Genomic DNA, 21183 nt, shown 5'->3' with positions numbered 1-21183 from the left:
CATCGGTAGCCATGGCCCCGGGTTTACCCCAGAACGCCGCGCAAAGTGGTTACGCACAGTGACGGTAAAGGGGGTTAAGCCGAAGGTCAAGCTGATTGGAAAAAAGATGCCGAATCCGGTCCGGTATGGATCGCCTCAAACGCACCTCTTGTCCCGTTGATAACAGTACTTCGTCATAGTTTGACGAGGGATATCCAGCTATGGCTCTCGAGTCAGGATCATCACGGGGCATGTCGCAGCCTTGACGATTTTGATGGAGGTGTCGCCCAGAAAGACCCGGCGCAGCGGCCCGGAACTACTTGACGCGCAGATGATCAGCTCGCCGTCCAGCCACGTGGCCGCGCCCAGGGCCTGGGCCACGTTCCTGCCCTCCAGGATCTCCACGTCCACCTGCAGCCTGCGGCGCTGCCCGCGCGCGGCCGCCTTCAGGTCCGCCGCCGCCTGCTCGCGCAGCCGTTCGGACATCTCCTGCTCGATCTTCGCCTTCCTGCCGCTGCTGAGGACCAGCGTGACCAGCCGCAGCGGCACGTCCAGGCTCACCGCCGCCCGCGCCGCCTCGGCGACCGCGTGGTCGCAGCCTGGACCGCGCCGGTAGGCGACCGTGAGGCGTTCGAACTCGGCCGGAGGCTCCTCCGACCAGCCCTTGGGCGCCAGCAGTACCGGGACCGACGAGGAGTGCAGCAACTGGTCGGCGGTGCTGCCCAGGGAGATGCGGCCCTTGGCGCCCGAGGGCGCCGAGCCGATCACGACCACGTCCGCCTCGCGCTTGCGGGCCAGCTCCACCAGGCCGCGCCCGCTGCCCTTGTTGGTGTGGACGACGTAGTCCGCCTCGTCACCGGCCAGCTCGCGGGCCTGCTCCAGCGTCGCGTCCGACTGCTCGCGCAGGTAGGCGCGCCAGGCGCTCTCGTCGGCCTTGGCGGGTCCCGGCGTGTTCCAGGCGGGCGGCTGCACGGTCGCGACCGTCAGTTTCGCCCTGGCCTGCCTGGCCAGGAGTACGGCGAGCGCCAGCCCGTCACGTCCACGGGGCTCGGCGATGAAGCCGGTCAGCACGTTCTCGATCTTCATCGGGGCACCTCCGTGCGGAGCCTGGAGTGGCGGTAGCCGTACAGGAAATAGCAGATGAAACCGACGGCCATCCACAGCGCGAACGCCAGCCACGTGACGCCCTGCAGGCCCGCCATCACGACCACGCACATGATCACGCCGAGGATCGGCGTGATCGGGAACAGCGGCGTCTTGAAGTTGCGCGGCAGGTCGGGCCGGGTACGGCGGAGCACGATCACGCCGACGTTGACGATCGCGAACGCGAACAGGGTGCCGATGCTGGTGGCCTCGGCCAGTTGCCCGAGCGGGATGAGCCCGGCCAGGACGCTGATGAACAACGTCACGATCAGCGTGTTGGCGACCGGGACCTGGCGGCGCGGGTTGACCTTCTGGAACACCTTGGGGATCAGCCCGTCGCGCGACATCGCGAACAGGATGCGGGTCTGGCCGTACATGACGGTGAGCACGACGCTGGCGATGGCGATGACGGCGCCGAAGGAGACGACCAGGCCCGGCCAGGTGGCGCCGGTGGCCATGTCGACGATGACGGCGAGGCTGGCCTCGGTGTTCTCGGGGTCGAAGTCGGTCCACGGCATGGCGCCGATGGCGGCCACCGCGACCAGGACGTAGATCGCCGTCACGATCACCAGGGAGAAGATGATCGCCAGCGGCAGGTCGCGCTTGGGGTTCTTGGCCTCCTCACCGGCGGTGGAGGCGGCGTCGAAGCCGATATAGGAGAAGAAGACCTGCGAGGCGGCGGCGGTGATGCCCAGGACGCCCAGCGGGGCGAACGGGGTGAAGTTCTTCGACTGGAAGGCGGTGAACGCCACCACGCAGAAGAACGCCAGCACCGCGACCTTGATGAGCACGAAGACCACGTTGGCGGTGGCCGACTCGGAGGAGCCGCCGAGCAGCAGCCAGGTGGCCAGCAGCACGATGAGGATGGCGGTCACGTTGACGACGCCGCCCTTGTCGCCGGGGGAGTGGGTGATCGCGGCGGGCAGCTGCCAGCCGAACAGCCCCTGCAGGAACGTGTTGAGGTACTCGCCCCAGCCGACGGCCACGGCCGCGACCGACACGGCGTACTCCAGCATGAGACACCAGCCGCAGACCCAGGCCACGATCTCGCCGAGCGTGGCGTAGGCGTAGGAGTAGGACGAGCCGGACACCGGGATGGTCCCGGCCAGCTCGGCGTAGCTCAGCGCGGAGAACAGGGCCGTGATGGCGGCCAGCACGAACGCCAGCACCACCGCCGGGCCCGCCTTCGGCACGGCCTGGCCGAGGATGACGAAGATGCCCGTGCCGAGCGTGGCGCCGACGCTGAAGAGGGTCAGCTGCCACAGGCCCATCGTGCGCCGTAGCTCGCCGCCCTCGCCCCGGCCGGCCTCCGAGACGATCTCGTCCGTCGGCTTGATGCGGAACAACTGTGTCAGTGCCACCGGCACCTCCCCAAAGAAGGGGCCACCGGCCCCGATGCGACTAAAGCGTGCTCGTCAACGGCCAGGTGGCGCTCGGCGTGATGATCGTGCCCGCCTTCCCCTTGAGGATCTCGACGGCCTGGTCGAGTTTGCCGATCGCGGCCATGTCACCTGTGGTCTCCACGAACCTGCACACGGCTTCCACCTTCGGCCCCATCGAGCCGGCGGGGAAGTCGATGGAGCGCAGTTCGTACGGAGTGGTATGCCCGATCTCGCTCTGCTGCGGCGTGCCGAAGTCCTTCATGACCCTCGGCACGTCGGTGAGGATCAGGAACGCGTCGCAGTCCAGCGCCTCGGCCAGCATCGACGCGGTCAGGTCCTTGTCGATGACGGCCTCGACCCCCGACAGCCGGCCCTGGGCGTCGCGGACGACCGGGATGCCGCCGCCGCCCGCGCAGACCACCACGACGCCGTCGCGTACGGCCTTGCGGATCAGCCGGGTCTCCACCACGCGCTGCGGCGCGGGAGAAGGCACCACGCGGCGCCAGTACGGGCCGTCCTGCCGGACCACCCAGCCGTTCTCCCTGGCCAGCTTCTCGGCCTCGGCCTGCTCGTAGACCTGGCCGACGAACTTGGTCGGGTTGTCGAAGGCCGGGTCGACCGCCGAGACGAGCGTCTGGGTGACCAGCGCCATGACCTGCCGGCCGGGCAGGGCGTTCTGCAGGGCCTGCAGCATCCAGTAGCCGATCATGCCCTGGGTCTCGGCGCCGAGCGTGTCGAAGGAGTAGGCCCGGGTCAGGCTGGTGTCGGCGGCGCTCTCCAGCGCCAGCATCCCGACCTGGGGGCCGTTGCCGTGGGTGATGATCAGCTCGTGCTCTTCCGCCAGCTTGGCCAGCGTCTTCACCGCGATGTTGACGTTGGCGATCTGGGTGTCGGCGTCCGGCCGGTCCCCGCGCTTGAGCAGCGCGTTGCCCCCGAGGGCGACGATGACGCGCATCGCGGTCAGTCCCCGAGGGTGGCCACCATGATGGCCTTGATCGTGTGCAGGCGGTTCTCGGCCTCGTCGAAGACGATCGAGCGCGGCGACTCGAAGACGCTCTCGGTCACCTCCAGCGCGTCCAGGCCGGTCTTCTCGTAGATGTCCTCGCCGACCTTCGTCTCCCGGTTGTGGAAGGCCGGCAGACAGTGCATGAACTTCACCTTGGGGTTGCCGGTGGCCTTCACCACCTTGTCGTTGATCTGGTACGGCTTCAGCAGCTTGATCCGCTCGTCCCAGACCTCCTTGGGCTCGCCCATCGACACCCAGACGTCGGTGTAGAGGTAGTCGACGCCCTTGACGCCCTTGGCCACGTCGTCGGTGATGGTGACCGTGGCCCCGGTCTGCTTGGCGAGGTCCTTGGCCGGCTTGACGACCATCTGCCGGTCGGGCTGCAGCGCCTTGGGGGCGACCAGCCGTACGTCCATGCCGAACATCGCGCCGGTGACCAGCAGCGAGTTGCCCATGTTGTTGCGGGCGTCGCCGAGGTAGGCGAAGGAGATGTCGTGCAGCGGCTTGTCGCTGTGCTCCTTCATGGTGAGCATGTCGGCGAGCATCTGCGTGGGATGCCACTCGTCGGTGAGCCCGTTCCACACCGGTACGCCCGAGTACAGGGCCAGCTCCTCCACGTTGGACTGGGCGCTGCCCCGGTACTCGATGCCGTCGAACATCCGGCCGAGCACCCGGGCGGTGTCCTTGACCGACTCCTTGTGCCCCATCTGCGAGCCGGACGGGTCCAGGTAGGTGACGTGCGCGCCCTGGTCGTGGGCGGCCACCTCGAACGCGCACCGGGTGCGGGTCGAGGACTTCTCGAAGATCAGGGCGATGTTCTTGCCCTTGAGCCGCTGCTGTTCGACGCCGGCGTACTTGGCCGCCTTCAGGTCGGCCGCCAGGCGCAGCAGGAACCCGAACTCCTCTGGCGTGAAGTCCAGTTCTTTGAGAAAGCTGCGCCCGCGCAGGTTGAATGCCATGAAGTTCCCCCCGAGAACCTGAAAGGTCAGATGCCGTCGCGTTCCAGCGGGCAGCTCATGCAGCGCGGGCCACCGCGCCCCCTGCCGAGCTCGCTGCCCCTGATGGTGATCACTTCGATGCCCTCCGAGCGGAGGAAGTTGTTGGTGGTGGTGTTGCGCTCGTAGGCGACGACCACGCCGGGCTCGATGGCCAGCACGTTGCAGCCGTCGTCCCACTGCTCCCGCTCGGCGGCGTAGACGTCCTGGTGGGCGGTCAGGACCTTGATGTCGTCCAGGTCCAGGGCGCGGGCGATCGCCTTGTGCATGTCCTCGGGGCGGTGGTCGGTGACCTTGAGCTCCTTGTCGTTGTCGCCGGGCTCGATCGTGTAGGAGGGCAGCATGCCGAGGCCGGCGTACTTGGTGAACACGCCGACGTCCACGTTGGTCATCACCGTGTCGAGGTGCATGAAGGCGCGGGCCTTCGGCATGTTGAGCGCCACGATCTTCTTGGCGCCGTTGTGCTTGAAGAGGTTGCGCGCGAGCATCTCGACCGCCTGCGGCTGGGTGCGCTCGCTCATGCCGATGAGTACGGCCCCGCGCCCGATGACCAGCACGTCCCCGCCCTCCATCGTGGCCGGGGCGACCGCGGTGCCGGGCATCCACACGTTGAAGCCGCCCGCCTCGGGGCGGCGGAACCCGGCGGCGAAGACCGGGTGGTAGCGGTAGACGGCCTCCAGGTTGATCGTCTCGGCCTGGCGGGCCTTCTTCTTCATGGCGTTGATCGAGACGCCGTTGTAGATCCAGCAGGAGGTGTCGCGGGTGAACAGGTGGTTGGGCAGCGGCGGCAGGACGAAGTCGGACTCGTCCAGCACGTGGTAGGCGACGCTCTTGGGGTCGACCCCGCGCTCCATCAGCTCGCCCTTGGTGATGCCGCCGGTGAGGAACTGCTGGAGCTCGGCCGAGGGCATGGCGTCCAGGACGTTGCGCACGGCGTCCACGGCCAGCGGGCCGATCCAGCGCTCGTCGACCACGTGCTCCAGCACGTGCTTGCGCGCCTCGGGGATGTCGAGGGTCTCGCGCAGGAGGTCGGCCAGCATGTAGACGGTGATGCCGCGGTCGCGCAGGACCTGCTGCCACTCCTCGTGCTCCTCCAGCGCCCGCTGCACCCACAGGACGTCGTCGAAGAGGAACTCGTCCTTGTTGGTGGGTGTGAGGCGCTTCAGGGCCAGCTCGGGCTTGTGCAGCATCACCTGGTGGAGCCTGCCCACCTCGGAATCGACGTGAAAGGTCATTTCTTCTCTATCCCCTCAGGAAACGCGGGCGTCACGCGGGCCGTACTCGCCCCTCTTGGACTTGACCCAGATGTAGACCGGAACACCCACGAGGAGCATGAGCGTCCCGCCGAGCACCGCCTCGGCGCCGGAGCCGAAGGCCATCCAGAACGCGAACAGCAGCGCGATCACCGCGATGATCATGTCCCTGGCCAGGCGGCGCTTGTCGACCAGGCGCCCTCCGGTGGCCAGCCAGAAGATCTGGGCGGCGGCGGAGAAGAAGTACGGGATGACCGTGGTGAAGGAGGCCAGCAGCACGATGGTGTTGAAGGCGTTCTCCGAGGCGTAGCCGACCAGCAGCATCACCGAGGTCAGGATGGTGCCGGCCAGAATGCCCGCGGCCGGTACGCCCCGGCGCGAGACCCTGCCGAAGACCGGCGGGAACATGCCGTCCTTGGCCGCGGCCAGCGGCATCTCGGCCACCAGCATGGTCCAGCCGTTCAGCGCGCCGATGCCGGAGACGATCGCGCAGGCGGCCATGAGGATGCCGCCGGCCGAGCCGCCGAACATGTTGTTGAGCGCGTCGGCGAACGGCGCCGTGGAGTTGACCAGGCGCTCGTGCGGCACGGTGCCCATGACGGCGACGGTGCTCAGGATGTAGAGTACCGCGCAGGCGAGCACGCCGATGACGCTGGCCCTGCCGATGTTGCGCTCGGGGTTCCTGATCTTCTCGGCGGCGATGGACACGCTCTCGACGCCGGAGTAGATGAACAGGGCGACGGCGCCCGCCATCGAGATGGCGCCGACCCAGTTGCCGTCGGTGGCGTTGAACGCGCCGAAGTTGGCGCCCTGGATGAAGAAGAGCCCGATGACGCCGACGAACAGCAGCGGGGCGAACTTCAGGATCGTGGTGACGAGCTGGAAGGCGGCCATGTTCCTGGCGCCCATCAGGTTGACGACCGCCGGGATCCACAGGCCGACCAGCCCGATGGCGATGGGCACGCCGTTCCAGTCCAGGCCGAATACCTGCTGGGCGAAGTACTGGACGTAGCCGACCCAGGCGACGGCGATCGCGGCGTTGCCGATCCACGCCGTCAGCCAGAACGACCAGGCGTTCCAGAAGCCGGCGAACTCGCCGAAGGCGCTGCGCGCGTAGGCGTAGGGGCCACCGCCGGCGGGGATGCGCTCGCCGAGCTTGCCGAAGACCATGGCCATGGCGATGGCGCCGATCGTGACCACGACCATGGCGACGAGGCTGACGGTGCCGAAGGCGGCCAGCGAGGCCGGCAGCAGGAAGATCCCGGTGCCGACGACGTTGCCGATGATGAGCGCGATGGCCGAGCCGAGCCCGAGCCCGCCGGAGCCGGGAGCGGTCTCGGTGGGAATCGCGGTCGTGACACCGCCCTCGGGCGGTCGTGGTTCCCCCATGCGGTGCCCCCGTGCACGTCGGTCCGCGGAAAGCCGCAGGCGGAACGCGTGCGACTCACGGTGACGTGCCCGGCACTCAGAGTGCTGACACGGGGCCTTGTCCGGAAATTACCTGATCACGGCGTGCGGCAGATCGGACGGTGAACCGCTCAGCAGCAGCACGACCGTGAAGACCGCGAGGCAGAGTGCGATCAGCGCCACGGGCCAGGCGTCCCAGGCCTGGGGGATGCGCTCGGCGGTCACGACCCCGCTGCCGTGCTCGGAGAGGTCCTTGACCAGCGCCGGGTCCTCCACCGCGATCTGGCGGGCGATCGCGTCCAGGACCGTTTGCTCGCGCGCGGACAGCGCCATGATGAAACCTCCCCCAAGAGACCTTGAAGGAGGTTTTATAATGCTTTGTCCGATTGTGCCAAATCCGTCAGGAGTGCTTGAGCGCCTCCGCGCCGCCGACGATCTCGGTGATCTCCGTCGTGATCTCCGCCTGCCGCGCCTCGTTGGCCTCGCGCGTGAGCTTCTCGATGAGTTCGTGCGCGTTCTCGGTCGCCGCCATCATCGCGGTACGGCGGGCCGCGTGCTCGGCCGCCGCCGACGACAACAGCATGTACCAGATCCGCGAGCGCACGTACTTCTGCAGCATCTCGTCCAGCACCGCCTCCGGCGAGGGATCGAACTCGTAGGGCGCCTTGGGCGGCCCCGAGGCCGTCCCCGCCTCGCCCTCGACCTCCTCCACCTGCAGTGGCAGGATTCTGGTGACGCGCGGCGCCTGCGTCAGCATCGTGACGAACTCCGTGTAGACCACGTGCACCTCGCCCACGCCGCCGTCCCTGGTCGGCATGTCGAACGCCGAGATGAGCGTCTTGCCGATCTCGGCGGCGGTGTCGTAACCCGGCTGCCCGCTCATCCCCGCCCAGTGCCCGGCCATCTCCCGGCCGCGGAAGCGGAACCAGTCGACCCCCTTGCGGCCCACCACATAGAAGACCGGCTCCTTGCCCTGCGCCTCGAACATGGCGTGCAGGGCCTGGCCGTTCTTGATGACGTTGTGGTTGTAGCCGCCGGCGAACCCCCGGTCGCTGGTCAGCACCAGCACCGCCACCCGCGAGGTGTCCGGCCGCTCGTTCAGCAGCGCGTGGTTCATCTTCATGTGGTGGCTGACGAGCGCCGAGACCGCCGCGGAGATCTCCCGCGCGTACGGCTGCGCCGCGTCGGCGCGGTCGCGGGCCTTGCCCACCCGCGACGAGGCGATCAACTCCTGAGCTCGTGTGATCTTCGCGGTCGACTTCACGGACTTGATCCGCTGCCTGATCAGGCGTAGCTGAGCACCCAATGTGACCCCCCCGACTACATGGTGTGCGCGATCAGGCTAACGCGCCGAGGGGGCGCCGCATCGTGGCTGGTGGCGCCTGGTACTGTGTGTCCCGACCGACACCCTTTTAAGTCCCGTCCCGTGAGGCGGGGAAGGTGGTGATGATTTCCCATGTCCGAATCAAGGGCCGTTCTCGAAGGCCCGGACATCCACCGGGCGCTGACCCGAATCGCGCACGAGATCCTCGAGCGCACCAAGGGCGCCGACGGCGTCGTCCTCCTCGGCATCCCGACCCGCGGCGTGACTCTGGCCCGCCGGCTCGGTGAGCGGATCGAGCAGTTCGAAGGCGTGAAGATCCCCGTCGGCTCGATCGACATCACGATGTACCGCGACGATCTGCGGCTCAAGCCCGCCCGCCCCCTCGGCCACACCGAGCTTCCGCCGGACGGCGTCGACGGCAGGACCGTCGTGCTCGTCGACGACGTGCTCTACTCCGGCCGCACCGTCCGCGCCGCGCTCGACGCGCTCAACGACCTGGGCCGCCCGACGGCCGTGCAGCTCGCCACGCTGGTCGACAGGGGTCACCGCGAGCTCCCCATCCGCGCCGACTACGTCGGGAAGAACCTGCCGACCGCCAAGAGCGAGAAGGTCAAGGTCTTCCTCGACGAGATCGACGGGCGCGACGCAGTGGAGTTGATCAAGTGAACAAGCACCTCATTTCCGCCGCGGACCTGTCCAAGGACGACGCGCTGCTCATCCTCGACACCGCCGAGGAACTGGCGGCCGTCTCGGAACGGTCCATCAAGAAGCTGCCGACGCTGCGCGGCCGTACCGTGGTCAACCTGTTCTTCGAGGACTCCACCCGCACCCGCATCAGCTTCGAGGCCGCGGCCAAGCGCCTGTCGGCCGACGTCATCAACTTCTCCGCCAAGGGCTCCAGCGTCTCCAAGGGCGAGTCGCTCAAGGACACCGCGCTGACCCTGGAGGCTATGGGCGCCGACGCGGTCGTCATCCGCCACGGCGCCTCCGGCGCGCCGCACCGCCTGGCCAACTGGGTGCGCGGCAGCGTCGTCAACGCCGGCGACGGCACCCACGAGCACCCCACGCAGGCCCTGCTCGACGCCTTCTCCATGCGCCGCCGACTCGGCTCGCTGGAAGGCCGCAAGATCACCATCGTGGGCGACGTGCTCCACTCGCGCGTGGCCCGCTCGAACGTGCTGCTGCTGGCCACGCTCGGCGCCGACGTGACGCTGGTCGCCCCGCCCACGCTGCTGCCGGTCTCGGTCGGCACCTGGCCCTGCGAGGTCTCCTACGACCTCGACGCGGTGCTGCCCAAGTCGGACGTGGTCATGATGCTCCGCGTGCAGAAGGAGCGGATGAACGCCGCCTACTTCCCCAGCGAGCGCGAGTACTCCCGGCGCTACGGCCTGGACCGCGACCGCTTCGCCAAGATGCCGGACGACGCCATCGTGATGCACCCCGGCCCGATGAACCGGGGCATGGAGATCGCCGCCGACGTGGCGGACTCCCCGCGCTCGACCATCGTCGAGCAGGTCGCCAACGGCGTGACCACCCGCATGGCCGTCCTGTACCTGCTCCTCGGGGGAGAGTCCGCATGATCATTCGCAACGTCCGCGTCCTGGGCGGCGAGCCCGCCGACATTCGCGTCTCCGGCGGAACCATCACCGAGATCGGCACCGGGCTGCAGGGCACCGAGGAGATCGTCGACGGCCGCGGCGCGATCGCGCTGCCCGGCCTGGTCGACCTGCACACCCACCTGCGCGAGCCCGGCCGCGAGGACGCCGAGACCGTCCTGACCGGCACCCAGTCGGCCGCCCGCGGCGGCTACACCGCCGTGCACGCCATGGCCAACACCTCGCCCGTCGCCGACACCGCCGGCGTCGTCGAGCAGGTCTACCGGCTCGGCCAGGAGGGCGGCTACTGCGACGTGCAGCCCGTGGGCGCCGTCACCGTCGGCCTGGAGGGCAGGCAACTGGCCGAGCTCGGCGCCATGGCCGACTCCGCCGCCCGCGTGCGGGTCTTCTCCGACGACGGCCACTGCGTCGACGACGCGGTGCTCATGCGCCGCGCGCTGGAGTACGTCAAGGCCTTCGACGGCGTCGTCGCCCAGCACGCCCAGGAGCCCCGCCTCACCGGCGGCGCCCAGATGAACGAGGGCGTCATCTCCGGCCGCCTCGGCCTGGCCGGCTGGCCCGCCGTGGCCGAGGAGGCGATCATCGCCCGCGACTGCCTGCTCGCCGCGCACGTCGGCTCCCGCCTGCACATCTGCCACGTCTCCACCGCCGGTTCGGTGGAGATCCTGCGCTGGGCCAAGTCCAAGGGCTGGAACGTCACCGCCGAGGTCACCCCGCACCACCTGCTGCTGACCGACGAACTGGTCGAGGAGTCGCCCAACGGCTCCTACAACCCGATCTACAAGGTCAACCCGCCGCTGCGTACCCGCGCCGACGTCGAGGCGCTGCGCGCGGCCCTGGCCGACGGCACCATCGACGTCGTCGCCACCGACCACGCGCCGCACCCGGTCGAGGACAAGGAGACCGAGTGGGCGGCGGCGGCCATGGGCATGATCGGCCTGGAGACCGCGCTCAGCGTCGTCCAGGAGGCCATGGTCGACACGGGCCTGCTCGACTGGGCGGGCGTGGCCGAGCGCATGTCGCTCAAGCCCGCCGAGATCGGCCGCCTGTCCGGCCACGGCAACCCGATCGAGGCCGGCGCCCCGGCCAACATCACCCTGTACGACCCGGGCGCCCGCACCGAGGTCGACCCGCGCGCCTTCGCCTCCAAGAGCCGCAACACCCCGTACGAGGGGATGACCCTCCCGGGCCGGGTCGTCGCCACCTTCCTCCGGGGCAAGCCCACCGTTCTGGAAGGGAAGCTGGTTTGACACAGGTGGAAAACCGCAGCGAAGCGAGGACGTTTCTACCTGTGCGCGACCGGAGGGAGCCGGGGATGGGGGCGGAAAACCGCAGCGAAGCGAGGACGTTCCGCACGACCACAGGGAGCCACATGTGAACGCGGTGCTTGTCCTGGAGGACGGTCGTGTCTTCCATGGAACCCCCTACGGCGCCGAGGGTGAGACGTTCGGCGAGATGGTCTTCAACACCGGCATGACCGGCTACCAGGAGACCCTCACCGACCCCTCCTACCACCGGCAGATCGTCGCGATGACCGCCCCGCACATCGGCAACACCGGCGTCAACGACGAGGACCCCGAGTCGTCGAAGGTGTGGGTCGCCGGATATGTCGTGCGTGAGCCGTCCCGCGTGGTCTCCAACTGGCGCGCCGACCGCTCCCTCGACGCCTACCTCAAGGAGCAGGGCGTGGTCGGCATCGCCCTGCGCGGCACCCGCGCGCTCACCCGCCACCTGCGCGAGCGCGGCGCGATGCGGGCGGGCGTCTTCAGCGCGCCCACCGTCCCGGTCGAGGAGCTCGTCGAGCGCGTACGGCAGGCCCCGCAGATGACCGGAGCCTCCCTGGCCGAGCAGGTCTCCACCGGTGAGACCTACGTGATCCCCGCCCAGGGCGAGAAGCGGTTCACCGTGGCCGCCGTCGACCTGGGCATCAAGGGCATGACGCCGCACCGCATGGCGGAGCGCGGCTGCGAGGTGCACGTGCTGCCCGCGACCGCCACCTTCGAGCAGATCATGGCCGTCGAGCCGGACGGAGTCTTCTTCTCCAACGGGCCGGGCGACCCCGCCACCGCCGACGTCGGCGCGCTGAAGCGGGTGCTGGAGGCGCGGGTGCCGTTCTTCGGCATCTGCTTCGGCAACCAGCTGTTCGGCCGCGCGCTCGGGCTCGGCACCTACAAGCTGGCCTACGGTCACCGCGGGGTGAACCAGCCGGTCCAGGACGTGCGTACCGGAAAAGTGGAGATCTCCGCGCACAACCACGGCTTCGCGGTGGAGGCGCCGCTCGACGGCGCCTTCGACACCCCGTACGGCCCGGCAGAGGTCAGTCACGTCAATCTCAACGACCGTTGCGTGGAAGGACTGCGCCTGCTCGACGGGCGCGCCTTCAGCGTGCAGTACCACCCGGAAGCCGCGGCGGGCCCGCATGACGCCGCGTACCTCTTCGACGAGTTCTGCGAGGTCATGCAGCGTGCCTAAGAGAACAGACATCCAATCGGTCTTGGTCATCGGCTCGGGGCCGATCGTGATCGGGCAGGCGTGCGAGTTCGACTACTCCGGCACCCAGGCCTGCCGCGTGCTGCGGGCAGAGGGGTTCCGGGTGATCCTGGTCAACTCGAACCCCGCGACGATCATGACGGACCCGGAGTTCGCCGACGCCACCTACGTCGAGCCGATCACCCCCGAGTTCGTCGAGAAGATCATCGCCAAGGAGCGGCCCGACGCGCTGCTGCCGACGCTCGGCGGGCAGACCGCGCTCAACACCGCGGTTGCCCTGCACGAGGCGGGCGTACTGGAGCGCTACGAGGTCGAGCTGATCGGCGCCGACTTCGACGCGATCCAGGCGGGGGAGAACCGCGAGCGGTTCAAGGAGATCGTCGCCAAGGTCGCCCGCGAGCAGGGGCTCAACGCCTCCAGCGCCGAGTCGGTGATCTGCCACACCATGGACGACTGCCTGGCCGCCGCGGGGACGCTCGGCTACCCGCTGGTGGTGCGGCCCTCGTTCACCATGGGCGGCGTCGGCTCCGGCTTCGCCTACGACGAGTCCGACCTGCGCCGCATCGCCGGAGCCGGGCTCGACGCCTCGCCGACCACCGAAGTGCTCCTGGAGGAGTCCATCCTCGGCTGGAAGGAGTACGAGCTCGAGGTCATGCGCGACAAGCACGACAACGTGGTCATCGTCTGCTCCATCGAGAACATCGACCCGATGGGCGTCCACACCGGCGACAGCGTCACCGTCGCGCCCGCGCTGACCCTCACCGACCGCGAGTACCAGAACATGCGCGACGTGGCCATCGCGGTCATCCGCGAGGTCGGCGTCGACACCGGCGGCTGCAACATCCAGTTCGCCGTCGACCCGGCCAGCGGCCGCATGATCGTCATCGAGATGAACCCGCGCGTGTCCCGGTCGAGCGCCCTGGCCTCCAAGGCCACCGGCTTCCCGATCGCGAAGATCGCCGCGAAGCTGGCCATCGGCTACACGCTCGACGAGATCCCCAACGACATCACCCGGGTCACCCCGGCCTCCTTCGAGCCGACGCTCGACTACATCGTGGTCAAGGTGCCGCGCTTCGCCTTCGAGAAGTTCCGCGGGGCCGACCAGACGCTCACCACGCACATGAAGTCCGTGGGCGAGGCCATGGCCATCGGCCGCTCCTTCACCGAGGCGCTGCAGAAGGCGCTGCGGTCGCTGGAGAAGAAGGGCTCGTCGTTCTCCTGGGTCGGGGAGTACACCGGCAAGGCGGAACTGCTGGACGCGTGCCGTACCCCCCATGACGGACGGCTGCGCACGATGCAGCAGGCCATCAGGGCGGGCGCCACGGCGGAGGAGCTCTTCGAGGCCACCCGCGTGGACCCGTGGTTCATCGACCAGCTCTTCCTGCTGCAGGAGGAGGCGACGGCGCTGGCCGCCGCGCCCGAGCTCACCCGCGAGACGCTGGAGCGGGCCAAGGGGCACGGCTTCTCCGACGTCCAGATCGGCGAGATCCGCGGCCTCGACGAGACGCGCGTGCGCGACCTGCGCCACGCGCTCGGCCTGCGCCCGGTCTACAACACCGTCGACACCTGCGCGGCCGAGTTCGCCGCGACCACGCCCTACCTCTACTCGACCTACGACGAGGAGAACGAGGTCCCCTACGGCGAGCGGTCCAAGGTCCTCATCCTCGGCTCCGGGCCCAACCGCATCGGCCAGGGCATCGAGTTCGACTACGCCTGCGTGCACGCCAGCTTCGAGCTGTCCAGGGCCGGGTTCGAGACCGTCATGGTCAACTGCAACCCGGAGACCGTCTCGACCGACTACGACACCTCCGACCGGCTCTACTTCGAGCCGCTGACGCTGGAGGACGTCCTGGAGGTCGTCCACGCCGAGCAGCAGACCGGCCCGGTCGCGGGCGTCATCGTACAGCTCGGCGGGCAGACGCCGCTGGGCCTCGCGCAGGCGCTCAAGGACGCGGGCGTGCCCGTCGTCGGCACCTCTCCCGAGTCGATCCACCTGGCGGAGGAACGCGGCGCGTTCGGGCGCGTCCTGGCCGAGGCGAACCTGCCCGCGCCCAAGCACGGCACCGCCACCACCGTGGCGGAGGCGCTGGCGGTGGCCGAGGAGATCGGCTACCCGGTGCTGGTGCGGCCCTCGTACGTGCTGGGCGGGGCCGGCATGGCGATCGTCTACGACGACGAGACCCTCACCACCTACATGTCGGCCCAGGAGGGCGGGCACCCGGTGCTGGTCGACAAGTTCCTGGACGAGGCCATCGAGATCGACGTGGACGCGCTCTTCGACGGCCACGAGCTCTACCTCGGCGGCGTCATGGAGCACATCGAGGAGGCCGGCATCCATTCCGGCGACTCGGCGTGCGCGCTGCCGCCGATCACGCTCGGCGGGGCCGACATCAAGCGCATCCGCGCCGCCACCGAGGGCATCGCCCGCGGCGTCGGGGTGCGCGGGCTGCTCAACGTCCAGTACGCGATGTCGGCCGGCGTGCTCTACGTCCTGGAGGCCAACCCGCGCGCCAGCCGTACCGTGCCGTTCGTGTCCAAGGCGACGGCGGTGCCGCTGGCGAAGGCGGCGGCCCGCGTCATGCTCGGCGCCACGCTGAAGGAACTGCGCGACGAGGGCATGCTGCCGGCCGAGGGCGACGGCGGCACGCTGCCGCTGGACGCCTCGATCGCGGTCAAGGAGGCGGTGCTGCCGTTCAACCGGTTCAGGGGCGTCGACACCGTGCTCGGCCCGGAGATGCGCTCGACCGGCGAGGTCATGGGCATCGACGAGTTCTTCGGCATCGCCTTCGCCAAGTCGCAGGCCGCCGCGTACGGCGAACTGCCCGTCAAGGGCCGCGCGTTCGTCTCGGTGGCCAACCGCGACAAGCGGGCGATGATCTTCCCGGTGCGGGCGCTGGCCGACCTCGGATTCGAGATCCTCGCCACGGAGGGCACCGCCGAGGTGCTGCGCCGCAACGGTGTCCATGCCAAGATCGTGCGCAAGCAGAGCGACGGCACGGGACCCGGAGGTGAGCCCACGATCGTCCAGCGCATCCTGGACGGTGAGGTGGACCTGATCGTCAACACCCCGTTCGGCAGCCCAGGCCAGTCCGGGCCGCGCCTGGACGGCTACGACATCCGCACCGCCGCGGTGCTGCGCGGCATCCCGTGCATCACCACGGTCCAAGGACTCGCCGCGGCCGCCGCGGGCATCCAGGCCAAGGTGCGGGGCGATGTTGGCGTACGGTCCCTCCAGGAGCACGCACGAGCGCTTCGGGGGTGAGCCCCCGCGGGAGGTGAGCGACACTGGCCGGCACTCCGGTGCAGGTGACGGGCACGGTGCTGACGACGCGCCGGGTCGACGCCTATCATGCGCTGACCGTGGTGGCGCCCGGCATCGCCGAGCGCTTCCGCCCCGGCCACTTCGTGTCCGTGTCGGTCGGCGGCGCGAACACCGCGATGGTGACGCGCCGCGCCTTCTACGTGCACGACGTCAAGCCGGAGTACGGCGGCACCGTCGAGCTGGTCTTCAGCGCCGGCGGGCCGGGCACCGCCTGGCTCGCCGAGCGCCGCGCCCGCGACACGATCGACCTCGTGGGACCGCTCGGGCGGCCGTTCCCGCTGCCGCGCGACCCCGTCCACTGCGTGCTCGTCGGTTCCGAGTACGGCTCCGCCGTACTGTTCCCGCTCGCCGACGCGCTGGCCGAGCGGGGCTGCCGGGTCGACTTCGTGCTCGGGGCGGCCTCGGCCGACCGGGTGTTCGGCGCGATGCGGGCCAGGCGGATGGCCGAGCGGGCCACGGTCACGCTCACCACCGAGGACGGCTCGCTGGGCGTGCGCGGCACGGTCAGCGACGCGCTGCCAGCGGTCGTGGCCGGCACCCGCGCCGACGTCGTCTACGCCTGCGGGCCGATGCAGACGCTGCGCGCGGTCACCGCCGTCGCCATGGAGGCCGACATCCCGGTGCAGGTGGCGGTGGAGGAGGCGATGGCGTGCGGGATCGGCATCTGCATGACCTGCGTGCTGCCGGTCATCGGCGACGACGGGGTGACGAGGATGACGCGGGCGTGCGCGGAGGGGCCGGTGTTCAGGGGGGAGCGCGTGCGCTTCGAGGACGTGGGAACGATCCCGTTCGACGCGTTGGGCGCGCCCGGGGGTGGAGCCCGACATGTCAGTTGATATGCGGACTTTTCTGGGACATGTCGAGCTAGCGAACCCCATCACCACCGCGGCCGGCTGCGCCGCCTCCGGGCGCGAACTCGCCCAGTTCTTCGACCTCCACCGGCTCGGCGCGCTCGTCACCCGCTCCATCACCATGGCGCCCCGCGCCGGACGCCCCACGCCACGCATGGCCGAGACGCCCGCCGGCCTGCTCAACGCCGTCGGCCTCCAGGGCCCCGGCGTCGACGCCTTCCTGGAACGCGAACTGCCCTGGCTGGCCCAGCGCGGCATCAAGACCATCGTCTCCATCGGCGGCGGCACCGTCGCCGAGTACGCCGCCCTGGCCCGCAGGCTCGCCGACGCGCCCGGCGTCACCGCCGTCGAGGTCAACCTGTCCTGCCCCAACATCGAGGACCGCGGCCGCGTCTTCGCCCGCGAAGGCGGCGCGGCGGCCGAGGTCATCGCCTCCGTGCGCTCGGTGATGCGCTACGACGTGCCCGTCATCGCCAAGCTGGCGCCCGACGTGGCCGACATCGCCGCCGTCGCCCGCGCCTGCGTGGACGCCGGGGCCGACGCCCTGTCCATGATCAACAACCCGCTCGGGATGAGCATCGACACCGTCACGCTCAAGCCCGCCCTCGCCGCGGTGACCGGCGGGCTGTCGGGCCCGGCCATCCTGCCGCTGGCCGTACGGTGCGTGTGGCAGGTCCACTCCGCCCTGCCCGGCACGCCCATCATCGGCGTCGGCGGCGTCATGACCGGCGCCGACGCCTTCCAGCTCATCCTCGCCGGAGCCTGCGCCGTCGGCGTCGGCACCGCGCTGTTCCACGACCCGTACGCGTGCCTGCGCATCGAGCGCGAACTCGAGGACCTGCTGCGCGCACGCGGCTTCCAGCGGCTGGCCGACGCCGTCGGCCTCGCCCACCGCCCACCGGGCAGCGCCGCCCGGCACCTGCACGAAGAGAGTTCCCTTTGACGCTCGCACCCGCACGAGGAGAGACCACCGTGACGCCCGCCCCGATCGCCGTCGCCCTGGACGCGCCGGACCTCGAGACCGCCGCCCGCTGGGCCGCGATGGTCACCCCTCACGTCAGCACGGTGAAGGTCGGGCTCGAACTCTACCTCCGCTACGGGCCCGACGTGATCGACTCCGTCCGCGGGGGCAGCGGGGTGCGGGTCTTCCTGGACCTCAAACTGCACGACATCCCCAATACCGTCGCGGGGGCCGCAAGGGCCGTTTCCCGCCTCCGGCCCGCCATCCTGACCGTTCACGCCGCCGGAGGCCCGGCGATGATCCAGGCGGCCGTACAGGCCGCTCCACACACCAAGATCGCCGCGGTGACCGTGCTGACGTCGCTGTCGGAGGCCGACCTGGGCCGGATCGGGCTGTCGGGACCGGCCGACGACGCTGTGCGGCGGCTGGCCGTACTGTCGGTGGGGGCGGGCGCGACCGCGCTGGTCTGCTCACCCCACGAGGTGGCCGCCGTCCGTGCCGAAGTCGGCCCCGCGATCACACTGATCACTCCAGGTGTACGGCCGGCGGGCGCCGAAACCCAGGACCAGGCCCGCGTGGCCACCCCGGAACAGGCGATGGCCGACGGCGCGGACCTCCTGGTGATCGGCCGCCCGATCACGGGCTCGGCGGACCCGGGAGCCACGGCCGCGGCCTTGGCCGCCTCCCTGCGCCGCACCACCTGAGAGCTCGGGCCTCCGCTTTTCGGAGGGGGCGCTTCGCGCTGGGGCGGCTTCGGGCTGTGTCCGAGTGGGGGCAGGGCCCCCACGCCCCACTCCAAAGGCTCGGGCCTTCAGGCTGTTCCGATTGGGGCTTCGCCCCAAACCCCGGCGAGAGGCCTCCGGCCCCTCGCGCTCCCCGAGCGTTGGCCGGTTGAGAGCCACGTCTTGGCGTTGACCGGAGAGGGGCCGGGATCTCTGCCCTCGATCTTTCGCAGGCCTCCGGCGGTTCGCCCGGCGATCACTTCGATGTGGTAAGCCGCCGCTCCTGCTGGCCGGTCACTTTGGCGATCAGCGGATAGTCCTTGTCCACGTGCAGCACGGTCGCTCCGGCCCGCTCCGCACAAGCGGCGATCATCAGGTCCGTCACAGGCCTGCGCCACTCTCCTGTCTCGGTCAGGAGTCGCTGTACTTCCATGGCCCGATCCATCACCCATGCCATGTCGGCTTCGTAGGTGTCGGTGGAAGGGTCTGGCAGCTGGGCAAGCGACGCCCACCGAAAGCGCAGCCGCTCGTAGTCCTCTGGGTTGCGGGCCGAGTAGAGGACTTCCATTGTGGCCACATGGCAGGTCGCGGTGATCGCCTCACCGGTGATCTGCGTGAAGTCGGCGCGTGCGGCCGGGTCTCGCCGGGCCCACTCCCAGGCGGACTTGTCGACGAGATATACGGTGCTCACGACTCTTCTCCGGAGTAGCCCTTGTGCTCGATCTGCCAGGCATCCTCGGACAGGTCGATCTTGAGTTCGTCCAGGAGTGCGAGGGCGTGTTTGGCGGCGCGCCGGTTGGCGATCACTCTCAGCGCGGCGTTCACGGTGTCACGCTTGGTAGACGTGCCGAGCTCTTCGGCGGCGAGCACGAGAGCGTCATCGTCCAGGTCAATCATGGTCTTGGCCATAAGGCTACCTCACGAACTCAACATTGGATGTATCCACCTTCTTATTCTATCTACACTAATAGCCCTTCGGGGTATATCAACCCACCTCGTCAAGAAGTAGGCGAGCTTTGCGCGGCGACCCGGGATCGCTTCGGGATCAGGAAGGTGTCGCGGCGCGGTCGGAGTCGCTGCGCAGGACGCAGAACTCGTTGCCTTCCGGGTCGGCGAGGACGACCCAGCCCGAGCCGTCCGGGTTCCGGTGATCGGCGACCTGGGTGGCGCCGAGGCCCAGCAGCCGCTCGACCTCCTCCTCGCGTGAGGTCTCCGGGCGCAGGCACAGGTGGATCCTGTTCTTGATCGTCTTCTTCTCCGGCACCTGGTTGAAGTGCAGCACCGGGCCCTCCGGCAGCATCACCTGGGTCTCGTGGTCACCTGGCCGGTCCTCCGGATGCCGGGGCCTGCCGGTCACCTCGCTCCAGAATCCGGCCAGCTCAAAGGCATCCGCACAATCGATCGCCACGTTCTGCACTACCGAAACCATGAGGTGGAGCCTGCCTCAGCGCTCCCTCGCGCGCCACCGAATTCGGTAAGTCGTTTGCGGTGGCGGCCGTGAGCGGGCGCGAGGCGTTCGACCTGCTACGGGGTCCCGCGCCCTCGGGAGTCCGGCGGCTGGCGGGATGGGCCGCCGTCCTGCTCGCCGGCGTCGTGGTGAGTACGGTGCCGGCGGCCGAACTCCTGCGCATCGTCGTGCTCGCGGTGCGGTCGCCTGCCCTGCGGCGGGTCGTGCTCATCCTGTTGCCGCTCCTGAGCGTCGCCCTCGGCCGGCTGGACGATCCGGCGAACCTTCCGGCGGCGGCCGCGTGCTCGGTGGCGGTGCCGGCCGTCACGGTGTGGCCGGCGAGAACCGCCGCCACCGCTGGACTCCGTTCGTAGCCCCAGAAGGGGAGCCGCGCGAGGCCCTGCCACCCACCGGCTTCTCGGAAGTACCGCACGACCGGGAAACGTGCTCCGGTCGTGCGGTACTTCCCCCTCGCCTGCCCTCGCCGATCCCCACGTCGATCGCGAGTGAGACTCGCGTGCCGCCAAGCTAACCCCGGGTCAGTGCATGATCACTCCACCGGGCAGCGGTGGGAGGAAGAACCTTCTACCGGATAGAAGAATTCTCTACCCGCAGGGGTGGCGGAGCCGTTCCGGCGAAGAGAAGATCTCGGTTTGATAACGGGTTTTCGGGTCGCGCAAAGACGGGTTTCGGGTGACGGTCAGTAGTCATGATCGTTATCGTCCCTGGCGGGCGACGATCTTCGAGAACCGGGAAGTGAGCGCGATTTGATCAGCTCATCGTAGTTTTACAAACACGGAGAGTTAAGAACTGGATTTTGTGGTGAGAGAAACCGCTCTTGGCGTTGCTTAGGTGGCGATGACCAGCTAGTTTCCCCTCTCGTCCGAGTACATCGACAGAAATTCGAGGTGACCCGGCGTGGCTCTTCCTCCGTTGACCCCCGAGCAGCGCGCCGCAGCCCTGGAGAAGGCTGCCAAGGCCCGTAAAGAGCGTGCCGAGGTCAAGAACCGGCTCAAGCATGGCGCGGTTTCTCTGGCTGAGGTGCTCAAGGATGGGCAGACCGACGACGTCATCGGCAAGATGAAGGTGTCGGCGCTTTTGGAGTCGCTCCCAGGCGTGGGCAAGGTCCGCGCCAAGCAGCTTATGGAGCGGCTCACCATCGCCGAGTCGCGCCGCGTGCGCGGCCTCGGCGCGAACCAGAGGGCCGCCCTTGAGCGCGAGTTCGGTGGCGGCGAGAGCTAATCTCGTCTTCACACGAAAGCGCAGCTTCAGCGGGGGGTAGGAA

At 69.3% G+C, this 21183-nt stretch carries 21 protein-coding genes; 10 read left to right on the top strand and 11 right to left on the bottom strand.

Annotated elements, in window-relative coordinates; translation table 11 throughout:
• Positions 1-198: 198 nt before the first annotated feature.
• The 8 genes from ACFWYW_RS06545 to ACFWYW_RS06510 form a co-directional block, all read right to left on the bottom strand.
• A complete protein-coding gene (locus ACFWYW_RS06545) occupies positions 199-1065 on the bottom strand; it encodes a universal stress protein (RefSeq protein ID WP_379621381.1) in 867 nt (288 codons plus the stop codon).
• The gene (locus ACFWYW_RS06540; RefSeq protein ID WP_379621379.1) at positions 1062-2483 is read right to left on the bottom strand and encodes an amino acid permease; all 1422 of its coding nucleotides are present in this window, start codon (positions 2481-2483) and stop codon (positions 1062-1064) included. Before ACFWYW_RS06540 ends, ACFWYW_RS06545 begins: the two co-directional genes overlap by 4 nt.
• 40 nt (positions 2484-2523) lie before the next feature.
• Positions 2524-3459, bottom strand: a complete 936-nt coding sequence (arcC, locus tag ACFWYW_RS06535; protein WP_379621377.1) for a carbamate kinase — start codon at positions 3457-3459, stop codon at positions 2524-2526.
• 5 nt (positions 3460-3464) lie between these two features.
• The gene (gene argF, locus ACFWYW_RS06530) at positions 3465-4469 is read right to left on the bottom strand and encodes an ornithine carbamoyltransferase (protein ID WP_379621375.1); all 1005 of its coding nucleotides are present in this window, start codon (positions 4467-4469) and stop codon (positions 3465-3467) included.
• Between the two features lie 26 nt (positions 4470-4495).
• Complete coding sequence (locus ACFWYW_RS06525; protein WP_379621373.1) at positions 4496-5740, bottom strand: arginine deiminase; 1245 nt, start codon at positions 5738-5740, stop codon at positions 4496-4498.
• 15 nt (positions 5741-5755) lie between these two features.
• Positions 5756-7147, bottom strand: a complete 1392-nt coding sequence (locus ACFWYW_RS06520; protein ID WP_379621371.1) for an amino acid permease — start codon at positions 7145-7147, stop codon at positions 5756-5758.
• Positions 7148-7255: 108 nt separating this feature from the next.
• Positions 7256-7498, bottom strand: coding sequence for a DUF3040 domain-containing protein (locus tag ACFWYW_RS06515; protein ID WP_379621369.1), 243 nt, complete (start codon positions 7496-7498; stop codon positions 7256-7258).
• 67 nt (positions 7499-7565) lie between these two features.
• The gene (locus ACFWYW_RS06510; RefSeq protein WP_379621367.1) at positions 7566-8471 is read right to left on the bottom strand and encodes a F0F1 ATP synthase subunit gamma; all 906 of its coding nucleotides are present in this window, start codon (positions 8469-8471) and stop codon (positions 7566-7568) included.
• Between the two features lie 150 nt (positions 8472-8621).
• On the opposite strand from ACFWYW_RS06510, the gene pyrR reads away from it, so the two are divergent.
• The 8 genes from pyrR (at position 8622) to pyrF (ending at position 18433) form a co-directional block, all read left to right on the top strand.
• Positions 8622-9155 carry a bifunctional pyr operon transcriptional regulator/uracil phosphoribosyltransferase PyrR gene (pyrR, locus tag ACFWYW_RS06505; RefSeq protein WP_184960632.1) on the top strand — a complete coding sequence of 178 codons (534 nt, stop codon included), beginning with the start codon at positions 8622-8624 and terminating at the stop codon, positions 9153-9155.
• Positions 9152-10069, top strand: a complete 918-nt coding sequence (locus ACFWYW_RS06500; protein WP_379616470.1) for an aspartate carbamoyltransferase catalytic subunit — start codon at positions 9152-9154, stop codon at positions 10067-10069. The genes pyrR and ACFWYW_RS06500 overlap by 4 nt, the downstream gene beginning before the upstream one ends.
• Entirely contained in the window at positions 10066-11355 is a 1290-nt protein-coding gene (locus tag ACFWYW_RS06495) for a dihydroorotase (protein ID WP_379616472.1), read from the top strand. The genes ACFWYW_RS06500 and ACFWYW_RS06495 overlap by 4 nt, the downstream gene beginning before the upstream one ends.
• Before the next feature lie 124 nt (positions 11356-11479).
• On the top strand, positions 11480-12577 hold the full coding sequence (gene carA / locus ACFWYW_RS06490; RefSeq protein ID WP_379640921.1) for a glutamine-hydrolyzing carbamoyl-phosphate synthase small subunit: 1098 nt from the start codon (positions 11480-11482) through the stop codon (positions 12575-12577).
• Positions 12570-15857: a carbamoyl-phosphate synthase large subunit gene (carB, locus tag ACFWYW_RS06485; RefSeq protein ID WP_379616476.1), complete on the top strand. Its 3288-nt coding sequence runs from the start codon at positions 12570-12572 to the stop codon at positions 15855-15857. Before carA ends, carB begins: the two co-directional genes overlap by 8 nt.
• A 23-nt stretch (positions 15858-15880) precedes the next feature.
• Positions 15881-16753, top strand: a complete 873-nt coding sequence (locus tag ACFWYW_RS06480) for a dihydroorotate dehydrogenase electron transfer subunit (protein WP_379616737.1) — start codon at positions 15881-15883, stop codon at positions 16751-16753.
• Entirely contained in the window at positions 16743-17711 is a 969-nt protein-coding gene (locus ACFWYW_RS06475; RefSeq protein WP_184960638.1) for a dihydroorotate dehydrogenase, read from the top strand. The genes ACFWYW_RS06480 and ACFWYW_RS06475 overlap by 11 nt, the downstream gene beginning before the upstream one ends.
• Before the next feature lie 29 nt (positions 17712-17740).
• Positions 17741-18433, top strand: coding sequence for an orotidine-5'-phosphate decarboxylase (gene pyrF, locus ACFWYW_RS06470; protein WP_379616479.1), 693 nt, complete (start codon positions 17741-17743; stop codon positions 18431-18433).
• Between the two features lie 274 nt (positions 18434-18707).
• On the opposite strand, the gene ACFWYW_RS06465 is transcribed toward pyrF, so the two are convergent.
• The 3 genes from ACFWYW_RS06465 to ACFWYW_RS06455 form a co-directional block, all read right to left on the bottom strand.
• Complete coding sequence (locus tag ACFWYW_RS06465) at positions 18708-19142, bottom strand: PIN domain-containing protein (RefSeq protein ID WP_379618714.1); 435 nt, start codon at positions 19140-19142, stop codon at positions 18708-18710.
• Positions 19139-19348, bottom strand: a complete 210-nt coding sequence (locus ACFWYW_RS06460) for a hypothetical protein (RefSeq protein WP_379618712.1) — start codon at positions 19346-19348, stop codon at positions 19139-19141. The genes ACFWYW_RS06465 and ACFWYW_RS06460 overlap by 4 nt, the downstream gene beginning before the upstream one ends.
• A gap of 148 nt (positions 19349-19496) precedes the next feature.
• The gene (locus tag ACFWYW_RS06455) at positions 19497-19880 is read right to left on the bottom strand and encodes a VOC family protein (RefSeq protein ID WP_379618710.1); all 384 of its coding nucleotides are present in this window, start codon (positions 19878-19880) and stop codon (positions 19497-19499) included.
• 68 nt (positions 19881-19948) lie between these two features.
• Here ACFWYW_RS06455 and ACFWYW_RS06450 point away from each other — a divergent pair, with 68 nt between their 5' ends.
• On the top strand, positions 19949-20272 hold the full coding sequence (locus tag ACFWYW_RS06450) for a hypothetical protein (RefSeq protein WP_379618708.1): 324 nt from the start codon (positions 19949-19951) through the stop codon (positions 20270-20272).
• 544 nt (positions 20273-20816) lie between these two features.
• Entirely contained in the window at positions 20817-21140 is a 324-nt protein-coding gene (gene mihF / locus ACFWYW_RS06445; RefSeq protein WP_157244637.1) for an integration host factor, actinobacterial type, read from the top strand.
• Positions 21141-21183: the final 43 nt, after the last annotated feature.

This window comes from Nonomuraea sp. NPDC059023 (assembly GCF_042740095.1).
GTDB lineage: Bacteria > Actinomycetota > Actinomycetes > Streptosporangiales > Streptosporangiaceae > Nonomuraea.
This window is presented reverse-complemented; position numbering and strand designations above follow the sequence as displayed.